This window comes from Microbacterium sp. 71-36, from assembly GCF_001898305.1.
GTDB lineage: Bacteria > Actinomycetota > Actinomycetes > Actinomycetales > Microbacteriaceae > Microbacterium.
The window spans coordinates 275,682-288,729 of the sequence record NZ_MKTP01000002.1 but is presented as its reverse complement, the minus strand read 5'-3'; the positions used below and the strand labels follow the sequence as shown (position 1 = coordinate 288,729).

Below are 13,048 nucleotides of genomic sequence, written 5' to 3'. Positions count from 1 at the left end.
GTCAGTTCCCTTCCACACGCAGTACGGAGACCACGCGCTCGACGACGCCGCTCGCGGCGAGACGCTCGACGGTCTCGCTCAGATCTTGCTCACGGGCCTGATGTGTTCCGATGACCAGACGCGCAGAACCACCGGCGGCGGGGTTCTCGGCATCCGATTCGATGGTGGTCTGCTCGACGGTCGCGATCGACACCCGACCCTCGCTGAGGATGCCGGCGACCGTGGCGAGCACGCCCGGCTGGTCGTTCACCTCGAGCGTGATCTGGTACCGCGTGATGACGCGGCCGATCGGCACCGTCGGGAGGTTGGCGCGCGTGGACTCGCCGACGCCCACTCCCCCGGCGATGTGCCGACGGGCGGCCGAGACGACGTCGCCGAGGACCGCCGACGCGGTCTGCACGCCGCCGGCGCCCGCACCGTAGAACATGAGGTCTCCGGCGGCCTCGGCCTGCACGAACACGGCGTTGTTGGCGCCGTGGACGCTGGCCAGGGGGTGCGTCCGGTCGACCAGCGCCGGGTAGACGCGCACCGAGATCGACTCGGTCGACTCGCCCTCGCCCGCGGCCAGACGCTCGCACACGGCGAGGAGCTTGATCACGTAGCCGGCGTGGCGTGCGGACTCGATCATCGCGGCGTCGATCTGCGTGATGCCCTCACGGTGCACGGCATCCAGCGGGACCGTCGTGTGGAACGCCAGGCTCGCCAGGATCGCGGCCTTCTGCGCGGCGTCGTAGCCCTCGACGTCGGCGGTGGGGTCGGCCTCGGCGTAGCCGAGGGCCTGAGCCTGGGCGAGGACGTCGCCGAAGTCGGCGCCCTCGGTGTCCATACGGTCGAGGATGTAGTTCGTCGTGCCGTTGACGATGCCCATGATGCGCACGACCCGGTCACCGGCGAGCGAGTCGCGCAGCGGCCGGATGATCGGGATCGCGCCCGCGGCGGCGGCCTCGTAGTAGACCTCGGCACCGACCTGGTCGGCGGCCTCGAAGATCTCCGAGCCGTGCGTGGCCAGCAGCGCCTTGTTGGCGGTGACGACGTCGGCACCCGAGTTGATGGCCTGCAGCACCTGGCTGCGTGCCGGCTCGATGCCCCCCATCAGCTCGATGACGATGTCGGAGCCGTTGATGAGGGTCTCGGCGTCTGTTGTGAACAGCTCGCGGGGCAGGTCGGTGTCGCGCTTGCCGTCGAGATTCCGGACGGCGATGCCGGCGAGCTCGAGGTTCGCCCCGGCGCGGTCGGCGAGTTCGGCTCGGTGCTTGAGCAGCAGGTCGGCGACCTGCGAGCCGACGGCACCGGCGCCCAGCAGCGCGACGCGCAGCGTGCGGTAGTCGGTCATTCGGTGTCTCCGTGGGGTGTGGCGGTCGAGGAGGATGCCGCGACGCCGACGTCGCGGGCGAGCAGATCGTCGATGGTCTCGCCGCGGACGATCACGCGGGCCCGGCCGTCCCGGACGGCCACGACCGGCGGCCGGGGCGTGTAGTTGTAGTTGCTCGCGAGGGAGAAGCAGTAGGCGCCGGTCGCCGGAACCGCGAGGAGATCCCCCGGAACGACGTCGGAGGGGAGGTACTCGGCATCCACGACGATGTCCCCCGACTCGCAGTGGTGTCCCACGACCCGCGAGAGAGCGGGAGCCGCGGCGCTCGTCCGCGACACGATCCGGGCCGAGAAGTCGGCGCCGTAGAGGGCGGGACGCGCGTTGTCGCTCATCCCGCCGTCGACGCTGACGTAGGTGCGCTCGAGATCGTCCCCGACGGTGACCTTCTTCACGGTCCCGACTTCGTAGAGCGTGATGCCCGCCTGCCCGACGATGACCCGACCGGGCTCGCACGCGACGTCGGGCATGTCGATGCCGCGCACAGCGCACTCGTCAGCTATGGCGTCGAGGATGCCGTCGGCGATCTCCTCGATGGGACGGGGGTCGTCGACCGAGGTGTACGAGATGCCGAAGCCGCCGCCGACGTTGAGCACGGGGATCTCTCCCCCGGCGAGGAGTTCGGCGTGCAGGTCGACCAGACGGGCGGCCGACTCGCGGAAGCCAGAGGAGTCGAAGATCTGCGAACCGATGTGAGCGTGCAGGCCGACGAAACGGAGGCTCGTCAGCTCGCGGATCCGAGCGACGGCCTCGGCCGCCCCCTCGAGCGAGAAGCCGAACTTCTGGTCTTCGTGGGCGGTGGCGAGGAACGCGTGCGTCTCGGCATGGACTCCGGTGCGCACGCGCACCAGCACCGACTGGACCGCACCGCGGCGCTCCGCGATCGCGGCGAGACGCTCGATCTCGACGGGGCTGTCGACGACGACCGAGCCGATGCCGACCTCGACGGCGCGCTCGAGCTCGGCGACGCTCTTGTTGTTGCCGTGGAATCCCAGGCGGGTGGGGTCCGCGCCGCCGGCCAGCGCGACCTCGAGCTCTCCGCGCGTGCACACGTCGACCGAGAGACCCTCGTCGGTCACCCAGCGCACGACCTCGGTGGAAAGGAAGGCCTTGCCCGCGTAGTAGACGCGGGACCGGATGCCATGCCGCTCAGCCGCCGCGGAGAACGCGGCGCGGGCGCGACGGGCGTGCGCGCGGACCTCGTCCTCGTCGAGGACGTACAGCGGCGTTCCGAAACGGTCGCGCAGATCGAACACCGACGCCCCGCCGATCTCGACGGAGCCGTCATCGACGCGGTGGGCCGACGCGGGCCAGACGGAGGCGACGAGCTCGTTCGCTTCGGCCGGGGCGGTGAGCCACTCGGGCACGAGCGCGGAGTGCGAGGCGGACACGGAGGAACCAATCGGGTTTTGCGGCGACGCGACGGCCGCGGATCACGGCTCCTGCCCCCGCGGGGCGTCACGCGACGGGCAGTCCTTGCAGTCTAGGGCACGGCATATGCCGCCCCCGTCCCATGCGGTGCGGCCGGGCCGACCGGGTCAGCCGCAGGTGCCGTTCTGCTGCAGCGCCGGATCGCTGAGCAGTCGACCGTCGATGGCGAACGTCGCCACCACGTCCTGCCCCTGGACGCTCACCGAATCCAGCGTCAGACCGGCGGGGAGGCGGTCGGCGATGCACAGGCTCCACGTCTTCAGCGCCGCGTCCGCGACGCCGCCGAGCTGCCCGCGCAGGGCGTCGGCATCGAGACGGTTGCCCCCGAGGTCGAACGACGTGGGTGTCAGCGTGAGGTCGCCGTCGGCCGCCCCGGGGGTTGCGGAGATCCCCACCGGGATCGACACGCCGAACACCGAGAACTGCGTCGACAGCGTCACGTCCGGTGCGGCGGTGTCGACCGTGTCGGCCGGGAAGTCGGGAATCTGTGCGAGGAGGCCACGCAGCTGATCGGGGTTCAGACGCACGGATGCCGATCCCCCGGCCGCCGGGGCGTCGCCCGCGACGGGAACATCCTGCAGGTCGACGCGGACGTCGCCGTTCAGCGGGCCGAGCGCCACGTCGGCCGCGGAGACCACCACCTGGTCGAGGCGGCCCTTCACCAACTGGGGCAGCACGATGCCGGGTACCTCGACGTCGACCTGCTGGTCGGCGGAGAGGCCGACCTGTTGCACGACGAGCGACCGCACGGTGCTCGCGACCGCCGATCGCGCGATGGCTTCCGCCGCCACCAGCAGACCCGCGATCACGACGACGATGATCGTCACGACCGCGATCGTGCGTCCGCCGCGTCGGCGGGGGCGCGTGGCATCCGCCATGGCTACATGCGCTCCGGAGCGCCGACGCCCAAAAGGTCGAGACCGTTGCGCAGCACCTGACCGGTCGCGTCGTTCAGCCAGAGACGGGTGCGGTGCACGGATTCGACCGGGGCCTCGCCGAGCGGGATCACGCGGCAGTTGTCGTACCACCGGTGGTAGAGGCCCGCGAGTTCCTCGAGGTAGCGGGCGACGCGGTGCGGCTCGCGGACCTCGGCGGCGTAGGCCACCACGCGCGGATACTCCTGCAGCGCGCCGAGCAGCGCGGACTCGGTCTCGTGCGCGAGCAGCTCGGGAGCGAACTCCGACCGGTCGACGCCCGAGTCGGCGGCGTTGCGCGCGACGTTGTGGGTGCGCGCGTGGGCGTACTGCACGTAGAAGACGGGGTTGTCGTTGGTCCGCTTCTGCAGGATCTCGGGGTCGAGCGTCAGGGGCGAATCGGCGGGGTACCGTGCGAGCGAGTACCGCAGCGCGTCGGTTCCGAGCCATTCCTGCAGGTCGTCGAGCTCGATGATGTTGCCCGCGCGCTTCGACAGCTTGGCGCCGTTGATCGACACGAGCTGCCCGATGAGCACCTCGATGTCCTTCTCGGGGTCGTCGCCGGCGGCGCCCGCGAGCGCCTTCAGGCGGTGGACGTAGCCGTGATGATCGGCACCGAGGAGGTAGATCTTGTGCGCGAAACCGCGGTCGCCCTTGTTGAGGTAGTACGCGGCATCCGCGGCGAAGTAGGTGTACTCGCCGTTCGACCGACGGATCACGCGGTCTTTGTCGTCGCCGAAGTCGGTCGTGCGCACCCACACGGCACCCTCGTCGTCGAAGACGTGTCCCTGCTCGCGGAGGCGGTCCACGGCCTCGTCGACGAGGCTCGGCCGACCGTCCGCGCGTGCATGGAGCGTGCGCTCGGAGAACCACACGTCGAAGTGCACGTTGAAGCGCTCGAGCGAGGCCTGGATCTCGCCGAGCTGGAACCCGTAGGCCAGCTCGGTCGCGACCGCGATCTGCTCGGCGCGGTCGAGCTCGCGGATGTCGGCCCGCGCGGCCGCGACCCGCTCGGCGAGGTCGGCGATGTACGCGCCGCCGTAGCCGTCGTCGGGGGTGGGCTCGCCGTGGAGCGCGGCGACGACCGAACGGCCGAAGCGCTCCATCTGGGCGCCGGCGTCGTTGATGTAGAACTCCCGCACGAGCGTGGCCCCGCTGGCCAGCAGCACGCGGGCGATCGCGTCGCCCAGGGCCGCCCAGCGCGTGTGGCCGATGTGCAGCGGTCCCGTCGGGTTCGCGCTGACGAACTCGAGGTTGATCGTGTTGCCACGCTGCGAGTCGTTCGTGCCGAATGCCGCACCCTGCTCGACGATCGTCTTCGCGAGGGCGCCTGCCGCGGCGGCATCCAGACGGATGTTGATGAACCCCGGTCCGGCGACCTCGACGCTCGCGATGCCGTCGACACTCCCGAGGCCCGCCGCGATCTCGGCGGCGAACTCGCGCGGGTTGGCACCGACGACCTTCGACAGCTTCAGGGCCGCGTTGGACGCCCAGTCGCCGTGGTCACGGTTCTTCGGCCGCTCGAGAGGGAGGTCGGCAGCGGTGATCCCCGCGGACGAACCCTCGCGTCGCGCCTCCGCGAGCGGGGCGATGACGGCGAGCAGGGCGGCGGAGAGGGCTGCGGGATCCATAACCCTGCAATTCTAGGCCGAGGCGCCCGCGGCCCGGATTCAGCCGATCTGCACCAGGGCTTCGTGGTCGTCCGTCACCCGAGAGACGCGGGTCGCGGGCCACGCGAGCGGCGACACAGCGCGCCCTACGGTGACCCGATGACATTCCGCGCCGACGACCGCATCTACGTCGATGAATCGAAAGCTCGGGGATACTTCATCGTCGGCACCGGGGTCCAGACGGCGCTCGTGCCTGCGTGCGAGCGCGCGATTCGCTCACTCGTCAAACCTGGACAGCGTCGCATCCATTTCACGAACGAGAGCGACTCCCGGCGACGCCATCTCCTCGCTTGCATGGCACGACTCGATGTGCGTTGCGCCGTATGGATCGCGGAGGGCCTCCCGGACAAGGCTGCGCGCCCGTTGACCTTGAGCGCATTGGTGGAGAGTGCGGTCAGCGCCCGAGCGGCGCGTCTCATCGTCGAGCGCGACGCGTCGGTGGAGAAAGCGGACCGTCGGATCATCACGGAGACGCTGCGCCGAAGGAGCGCAATCGTTCCCTTCGTTCATGCGGCTCCGCACGAGCATCCGCTCCTGTGGGTGAGCGATGCTGTCGCCTGGTGCTATTCCCGAGGCGGAGATTGGGTGCGCCGCGTTGAACCGCTAGTTCGGCACAGGACCACCCGCCTGTAAGAACACGTGAGCCTGGCTCGTCATACCGTCCGGAAGACTGCCAGGCTCCGAGGGCTACTGCCCGCCGTGTCTCTCAGCGTATCGGAAGTACGCTGCGGGCTCACCGGCACACCGGGTGATCTTTGCCCGCGGCCCGGATTCAGCCGATCTGCACCAGGGCTTCGTGGTCGTCGGGGGTCGTGGCATCCGTCGTCTCGTCGTCCAGGACCGCGTCGACATACATCCGCTCGAGGCCGACGTATCCGCCGTGATAGCTGAGGAACGCGCAGTCGGCGGCGTCGCGGCCGGTCGCGATGCGCACGAGCGAGCGCCGGTCGGACAGGCGCGTCGCGTCGATGACGTACCAGGCGCCGTCGAGGTAGGCCTCGGCGACGGCGTGGAAGTCCATGGGCTCGAGTCCGGGCGCGTAGCACGCGGCGTAGCGCGCGGGCATGTCCATGGCCCTCAGGAGCGCGATCACGACGTGGGCGTAGTCACGGCACACGCCCTGGCCGGTCATGAGCGTCGTCACCGCGCTGTCGGTGCCGAGGCTGAGCCCGGGCGTGTAGGTGACGCTGGATGCCACGAAGGTCGAGACCGCCGCGATCAACTCGGCTCCGGCGAGCCCGCGGAACTGCCGGCGCGCCTGGGCGAACACCTCGTCGGACTGGCAGTATCGGCTGGGTCGCAGGTAGGTGATGGTCTCGAGGTCGCTCGTGTGCAGCGTGGGCGACGCCCCGGTGACCACCGCTTCGTACCGCACCGAGAGCGGCCCCTGCTCGCCGGAGAGGCGGTGCAGGCGACTGCCGGACTGGTCGACGATCTCGGTCGGCGTGTACACGCGATCGCCACTCGAGAAGGTCAATTGCTCGCTCGCGAGCGGCACTCCCTGAGCGGCGGTGATCTGGAAGATGAGGTCGACGGAGGACCCCAGATCGAGGTCGAGTTCAGCGGTCACTCGGCGCGGCACCGGGTAATCCTCGCACGGCGGCGGAGGGGTGGGACGCGGCTCGCTCATCCGTCTTTCTTGCCCGGTCCGCCGGGGGTCGTGGCCGAGTCGCCCTTGCCCTTGCCGCCGTTGCCCTTGCCGGAGTTCCCCGACCCCTTGTCACCGGGCTCGGCAGGGTTCTGAGGCTCGTCTGGGACGGCTCCGTCGTCGCCCACCGTGCTCTGCGTCGGCGCGGGGGTGACCTCGGGCACCGGTTCCGGGCTCGGTGCGAGCGAGGCGAGGTCGGCTCGGACGGTCGCGATGCGGGACAGGATCGCCTCCGCCTCGGCCGACGTGATCGCGCCGGCGTCACGCTGCGCGGTGACGTCGGCCTCGAGCTGGTCCAGCGTCGCCGTCGCGGACGCGTAGTCCCCATCCGACGCCTGGCTCGCAAGGGTCTGCACGACGCCCTGCCAGGCGGTCGGCGCGGCGGCCTGCGGGGTGCACCCCGCGAGCGCCAGCCCGGCGGTCAACGCGAGGACGGGGATCAGACCCCGATGGCGCCTCACGGGCCCACTTCCTTCCACAGGTCGTCGACGTGCTGGTCCAGCGGGGCCGGGAGCGATGGGAGCAACGGGTCGGACGACGGAGCCGCGGCGGTGACCCCGACCGCCGCAGCGACGCCACCGACGACGAGGACGGCCGCGAGCACGGAGGCCGCGATGATCGCGCGACGGCGGACCGCACGCCGCGGCGGCGCCTCCGCGGGAGCGAGCACGCGCGTGCGGGTGAGTTCGTCGGGCGCCGGCCCCGCGATGAGCGCCGTCGCACCGAGCGGAGCGGCCGGCGCGGACTCCCCGGGGAGCGAGCGGAACTCAGCGCCGAGCTCCGCCGCATCCGGTCTCTCCGCCGGGTCGATCGCGGTCATGCGCGAAAGGAGGGAACGCCAGGGTCCGGGCAGGTCGTCGGGGATGTCCGGAGGCGACACCAGCCGCGCCGCGAGCGCCTCGTGCGGTGTGCGGCCGCCGAACGGGCGCCTCCCGGTGAGGGCCTCGAGCAGCACGAGCCCGAGGGAGTACACGTCGCTCGCCGGGGCGGCCGGCATCCCGCGCGCCTGTTCCGGGCTGAGGTACGCGGCGGTTCCGATGACGGTGTCCGCCCGCGTCACGCGCGTGGCGCCGACGAGCGCGGCGATCCCGAAGTCGGCCAATGTCGCCCGCGCCCGTTCCCCCGCGTGGGCGGGCGGGCGCAGGAGGATGTTCGACGGCTTGACGTCGCGGTGCACGATGCCGCGGGAGTGGACCACCGAGAGGGCTTCCGCGATCTCGCGGCCGTATCGCGCGACGTCGGCGGTCGCGATCGGACCCCGTTCGATCAGATCGGTCAACGTGGGGCCGGCGATGAGCTCCATCGCGAGATACGTGGGTGTCGACGACAGGCGCGCGTCGTAGAGGGTCACGAGCGACGGATGCGACAGCGAGGCGAGGAGCCGGATCTCGGACCGCACGCGGGCGGCATCCGACGGATCCGCGCCGTCACCGGTCATCACCTTGAGCGCGACGGTGCGTCCGAGTGACGTGTCCACGGCTTCATAGACGCGCGCGTATCCGCCGGTGCCCAGCACCCGGCCGAGTCGGTAGCGCCCGTCGAAGAGGCCGTCTGTGGCGGGGTCGGCCGGTTGCGTCGTGTCGGTGTCGGTCATACGTGTCCTCAGGGGTCGAACGCCCCCCGCGGAAATGTCAGACCAGGTCGTCGTTCGACGACCGCGTGGTCGAGCGGGTGACCTGCGCGCCGCCGACGCCCTCGGTGCGGGTCACGGTGTCGGTCTGCCGACGTCGAACGAGAAGCACCAGACCGATGAGGAAGACGACCACACCCGCGCCCATCATGATGTAGCCGATGGTCGTCAGGTCGACGTAGTCGTTCGGAAGATCCACGGCGAACGCGAGGATGGCGCCGATGACGATCAGCGCGATTCCGGCTCCGATGCTCATGACAGTCCTTTCGGGAGGGTGAGGTCAGGATGCCACTCCCCCTCCGAACCGATGGGAGGTCTTGACAACGCGGGGGCGGCCGTCGCGGCGATCGGTTCGCCTCTCACCGACGGGCGGACGACGAAGGCTCCGACCCTCGTGGACGAGTGATCGGAGCCTTGCGGTGGTGCCCCCGACAGGAATCGAACCTGCGACCTTTGGTACCGGAAACCAACGCTCTATCCCCTGAGCTACGGAGGCGGACCGGTCAAGGTTAGCATCGCGCGGGATGCGCCCCCGACCGGTGAGGCGGGGTCATTCGTCGCCGATGACCCCGATGCCGGTGGCCTGGTGGTCGGCGTTCGGGTCGTCCCCGGAGGGCGCCTTCGACTGCTCGTCGACGTCGTTGGTCTGGCTGGGCGCCACCGTCTGATCGTCGCCGAGGTTCTCGGCGTCGTCGGCGGGGGCGTTGTCCTGCGGATCGCTCATGGTCGTCCCTTCGCTTGCGAGTGCCCAGCCTCTCAGCGCCGCAGCGGGCGCCGGAGAGGCTTGACGGCGGACGCTTCAGCGCGTTCGCGCCAGCCACCGGCGCACGCGGGCCGCCGGCGGTCGCGTGAGGGAGATCGTGCGGCCGTGCGTCGTGACGACCCGTCGGTCACCGTCCACCACCGCCTCGCCGCGGACATACGCCGCCCCGACGGCGACATATGTTCCCAGCAGCATCACCGCCTCGTCGCGTGTGGAGGTCGCATCGTCGAGACGCGCGCGGTGCCCGGACTCCACGCGAACCGAGAACCACCGGGTGCCCGGGGTCGAGACCACCGCCCACCGGTCCCCCGCCGACAACCGCAGGAACGCGTCGCCGTCGGCGAGCCCGGTCTCGGCCGACAGGTCGGAATACGACTCGATCAGCTGCTCGAGCACAGCGAGAGCCTCGGCGGCGGTGACGAAATCGGCCCGCCCCGCGCTGAGGCCACCCCACTCGAACTTGCGGTCGCGGGTCATGGCATCCCCGGGAAGGCGGCGGTCATCGGCATGACGCGAGCGTAACGTCCGCCGCTCGGTCCGTGGCACTTCGGCCGGAGCCGCGCTGCCCCTACGATGAGCGGCATGCTGACCTCGTCGCCGAACACCATCTACGACCAGACGTCGATCTTCGCGCTGAACTCGACCACGTCGCTCATCGGCCTCGCCGTGTACGTGCTGAGCGTGATCGCACTGTGGCGCGTCTTCTCGAAGGCCGGGCACCCCGGCTGGCTCGCGATCATCCCGATCGTGAACACGATCTTCCTCGTCAAGGTCGCGGCGTACTCCGGCTGGATGACGCTGCTCTACCTCATCCCCATCGTCGGCTTCATCTTCCACATCATCGTCTCGATCCGTGTCGGCCGAGCGTTCGGCCACGGCTGGTTCTTCTCCCTGATCCTGCTCGCGTGGATCTGGTTCGTCGGCTACCTGATCGTCGGGTTCAGCCGCGACGAGTACCGTCCCGAGCGCATCTGATCCGCCGCCCTCACCCGGCGGTCGCCGCCTTCGCGCGCGCCGACGTGCGCAGCCCGGAGGCGATGCGGGCCGCCCGGGCGACCGTCAACCCCGGCGCGTAGCAGCGCATGAGGGCGAGCCCGACGGCCGGCAGCTGTGCGGGGTCGGGGTAGACCATCCACATCGGGGCGAACTCCGGCTGGAACTTCTTCTTGAAGTTCGCCAGCGACCGGAAGCCGTACGCGGGCTCCAACAGGATGCTGAGCTGACGGAGGAAGCGCTCCACGGCATCCGGTTCGGCATCCGCCTCGTCCCGGTGGCACGCGAGGGGCGAGCCGGACAGGCTCATCACCGTGCAGCCCTCGGCGCGCAGCTGCTCGACGACGGCGCCGATCACGAATTCCATGACGCCGTTCATCGCGTCGTGCCGGCGGCGCATCACGTCCAGGGCGTATCCGCTCACCGAGGATGCCGCGTACACCGGGATCCAGCTCGTCACCGCCACCACCCGGTCCTGCGCGTCGCGCGCGAGCATCAGCCGCACGGCGGGGTCGGTCATCTGCTCCACGCCCCCGAGCGTGAACTCCATCTCGGGGATCGTCTTGTCGGCGACCCAGGCCTCGGAGATCTCGCGGATCTGCGCGCGGTCGCGGAACGACAGCTCGGCCCACCGGGTCCACACCGCCCGCACGCCCTCGCGTGCGGCGCGGTGGGTGGCCGTGCGCACGTCCTGACGCTTCTTGCCCGCGGGGGTCCATGTCGCGGGCTCGAGGTGCGCCTCCTCCGCGACCTGCGTCCTCCTCCACCCGAGGTGGTCGAGGGTGGCGCTCTCGGCATCGTCGACGCTGTAGAACACCGGAGTCCAGCCTCGTTCGCCGCAGAAGTCCACGAACGCCCGGGCGACCCGCGGGTCGGTGCGATCGCGTCCGAACGGTCCGCCGAGGGTGACGGCGATGCGACCGCGGACGCGGTAGGCGATCGCGGCATCGGCGTCGGGGGCGAACCAGTAGGCGTTGCCGGTCCACGTCGTCATGAACGACAGGGTTCCGCCGCCGCCTCGCTCCAGCACCACGCGCGCCCGCGAACGATCTCCGGAATGCGCCGCCGCGCCCGGGCTGAGGACGAACCGCACCGACGCGAAGACGCACACGGCCCAGAAGACCGTGGACGGCAGGTACCACAGCGCCTGCGCCCATCCGGTCATCGGGACGAAGGCGATCGACTCGGCCGGCAGGAGCGACGGCGGAAGAAGCCGCAGCACGGTGGCCCGGAGGATCGCCGCAGGGCCCGGCTCCGGTGCGAAGTGGTGCGAGAACGCCATCGTGCCGACGAGCGCCGTGACGAACATGCCGACCCCGGCGAGACCCACCGTGCCCAGGAACAACGACCGCGCCCCGGGAGCGGACCCGATCCGCGCGGCGCGGCGGAAGACGAAGAGCGTGACGGCGACCGCGAGCGGCACGCACGCCCCCACCGCCACACCGACGAGGATCTGCCACGACGCCGACGCGGCATCCGCGTCACGAGTGATCGCCAGCGTCGCCAGAGTGTCGGGTTCGGTGACGGCGAAGACGTACATCATGCCGACGAACACCAGCAGGTTCACCGTGATCGCGATGCCGAGTGCGCCGCGACGCCCGCGCAGGATGCCCCAGGATGCCACGAGCAGCACGGCCAACGGGAGCGCGGCGATCCACCCCGCGTTCGCCTGCAGCGGCCCGATCGACCATCCGCCCGCCGGGCATCCGAGGAACGCGGACCCTGCGACGCACACCTGCCCGTCCGCCACCGTGAGCGGATCCCAGGACAGCCACCCGTAGACCGAGAGCAGCCCGGCGCCACTGCCCCACAGCGTCGCCACCACCGGGCCCACCGCCGTCACGGCGGTCAGGGCCGCCAGCAGGACGCGGGTCTCGTGGTGCGAGCTCCGGTGGACGCGCAGCGTGACCGGGCGACCGCCGAGGAGGAGCCCGAGCGCGAGTCCGATCGGCAGCGCGACGAGGGTGTAGAGATCGCTCGCCGACGCGGAGTACAGGAACAGCGTGAGGGCGATCACCGCGCTGGCCCACCGCACGCGTCGGCGCCACAGCGCGCCGACGAAGCCGCTCGCGGTCATCGCGACGACCAGCAGCGCGGCGACGGGAGGCGCCCCCGTGAACACGTCGGAGTTCAAGGGGAGGCGGGGAAGGAACACGCTCTCGACGGCGCCGATGACCAACCCGGCCACGGACGTCGCGAGTCCGCCGCCGATGAACGCCACGAGCAGACGGCCGGGGCCCAGGACGCGCTCGGCGAGACCCCCGCCGACGAGGATCGCAAGGAGCACGATCGGCAGCAGCATCGGCTGGTCGACCGTGAACAGGCTCCGCGCCAGCTCACGGACATCGAAGGGTCCGTCACCCACGAGGACGCTGCCGCGGAGCTGCGCGAGGCTGGCCAGCAGCACGACGGCGGCGAGCGCGATGCTGGCCCGTGGCATCCGGACGGTCCGTCGCACGGAGGACGACGCGGCGACGCGCTCCGGAGCGCGGGGCGGGGCGGGCGCGTCTCCGACGGGCGGGGGCGAGACGACGGCGGTCGGCGGCATGGGGCTCCGATCGGGTGAATGTCGATCGTGGAGAACGATCCGACGATTCATCGTCTCCTCGCCGCCGGGCGGACGTCATCCA

At 70.9% G+C, this 13,048-nt stretch carries 13 protein-coding genes and 1 tRNA gene; 2 read left to right on the top strand and 12 right to left on the bottom strand.

Annotated elements, in window-relative coordinates:
* Position 1: 1 nt before the first annotated feature.
* The 4 genes from BGO45_RS09935 to BGO45_RS09920 form a co-directional block, all read right to left on the bottom strand.
* Positions 2–1,333, bottom strand: a complete 1,332-nt coding sequence (locus BGO45_RS09935; RefSeq protein ID WP_076490933.1) for a homoserine dehydrogenase — start codon at positions 1,331–1,333, stop codon at positions 2–4.
* Positions 1,330–2,760 (bottom strand): diaminopimelate decarboxylase, encoded by a 1,431-nt coding sequence (gene lysA, locus BGO45_RS09930; RefSeq protein ID WP_292693585.1) that lies wholly within the window; start codon positions 2,758–2,760, stop codon positions 1,330–1,332. Before lysA ends, BGO45_RS09935 begins: the two co-directional genes overlap by 4 nt.
* Before the next feature lie 147 nt (positions 2,761–2,907).
* Positions 2,908–3,678, bottom strand: a complete 771-nt coding sequence (locus BGO45_RS09925; RefSeq protein ID WP_292693583.1) for a DUF2993 domain-containing protein — start codon at positions 3,676–3,678, stop codon at positions 2,908–2,910.
* A 2-nt stretch (positions 3,679–3,680) separates the two neighbouring features.
* On the bottom strand, positions 3,681–5,345 hold the full coding sequence (locus BGO45_RS09920; protein ID WP_292693580.1) for an arginine--tRNA ligase: 1,665 nt from the start codon (positions 5,343–5,345) through the stop codon (positions 3,681–3,683).
* Between the two features lie 138 nt (positions 5,346–5,483).
* Between BGO45_RS09920 and BGO45_RS09915 the strand changes: the two genes are divergently transcribed.
* The gene (locus BGO45_RS09915; RefSeq protein ID WP_292693576.1) at positions 5,484–6,017 is read left to right on the top strand and encodes a hypothetical protein; all 534 of its coding nucleotides are present in this window, start codon (positions 5,484–5,486) and stop codon (positions 6,015–6,017) included.
* Positions 6,018–6,156: 139 nt separating this feature from the next.
* On the opposite strand, the gene BGO45_RS09910 is transcribed toward BGO45_RS09915, so the two are convergent.
* From BGO45_RS09910 to BGO45_RS09880, 7 genes are all read right to left on the bottom strand, one after another.
* On the bottom strand, positions 6,157–6,966 hold the full coding sequence (locus BGO45_RS09910; RefSeq protein ID WP_292693573.1) for a transglutaminase family protein: 810 nt from the start codon (positions 6,964–6,966) through the stop codon (positions 6,157–6,159).
* Between the two features lie 44 nt (positions 6,967–7,010).
* Positions 7,011–7,493, bottom strand: coding sequence for a hypothetical protein (locus BGO45_RS09905; protein ID WP_292693570.1), 483 nt, complete (start codon positions 7,491–7,493; stop codon positions 7,011–7,013).
* Positions 7,490–8,626 (bottom strand): serine/threonine-protein kinase, encoded by a 1,137-nt coding sequence (locus BGO45_RS09900; protein ID WP_292693567.1) that lies wholly within the window; start codon positions 8,624–8,626, stop codon positions 7,490–7,492. Before BGO45_RS09900 ends, BGO45_RS09905 begins: the two co-directional genes overlap by 4 nt.
* Positions 8,627–8,663: 37 nt before the next feature.
* Positions 8,664–8,918 (bottom strand): DUF6458 family protein, encoded by a 255-nt coding sequence (locus tag BGO45_RS09895; RefSeq protein WP_076490940.1) that lies wholly within the window; start codon positions 8,916–8,918, stop codon positions 8,664–8,666.
* A 164-nt stretch (positions 8,919–9,082) separates the two neighbouring features.
* Positions 9,083–9,158: transfer RNA gene (locus BGO45_RS09890), tRNA-Arg, on the bottom strand.
* 54 nt (positions 9,159–9,212) lie between these two features.
* On the bottom strand, positions 9,213–9,386 hold the full coding sequence (locus BGO45_RS09885; protein WP_175611028.1) for a hypothetical protein: 174 nt from the start codon (positions 9,384–9,386) through the stop codon (positions 9,213–9,215).
* A 75-nt stretch (positions 9,387–9,461) separates the two neighbouring features.
* Positions 9,462–9,902, bottom strand: a complete 441-nt coding sequence (locus BGO45_RS09880) for a hypothetical protein (protein ID WP_292693561.1) — start codon at positions 9,900–9,902, stop codon at positions 9,462–9,464.
* A gap of 105 nt (positions 9,903–10,007) precedes the next feature.
* Between BGO45_RS09880 and BGO45_RS09875 the strand changes: the two genes are divergently transcribed.
* On the top strand, positions 10,008–10,400 hold the full coding sequence (locus tag BGO45_RS09875; protein ID WP_292693559.1) for a DUF5684 domain-containing protein: 393 nt from the start codon (positions 10,008–10,010) through the stop codon (positions 10,398–10,400).
* Between the two features lie 10 nt (positions 10,401–10,410).
* Here BGO45_RS09875 and BGO45_RS09870 read toward each other — a convergent pair whose 3' ends face one another.
* Positions 10,411–12,858: a bifunctional lysylphosphatidylglycerol flippase/synthetase MprF gene (locus tag BGO45_RS09870; protein ID WP_292693556.1), complete on the bottom strand. Its 2,448-nt coding sequence runs from the start codon at positions 12,856–12,858 to the stop codon at positions 10,411–10,413.
* Positions 12,859–13,048: the final 190 nt, after the last annotated feature.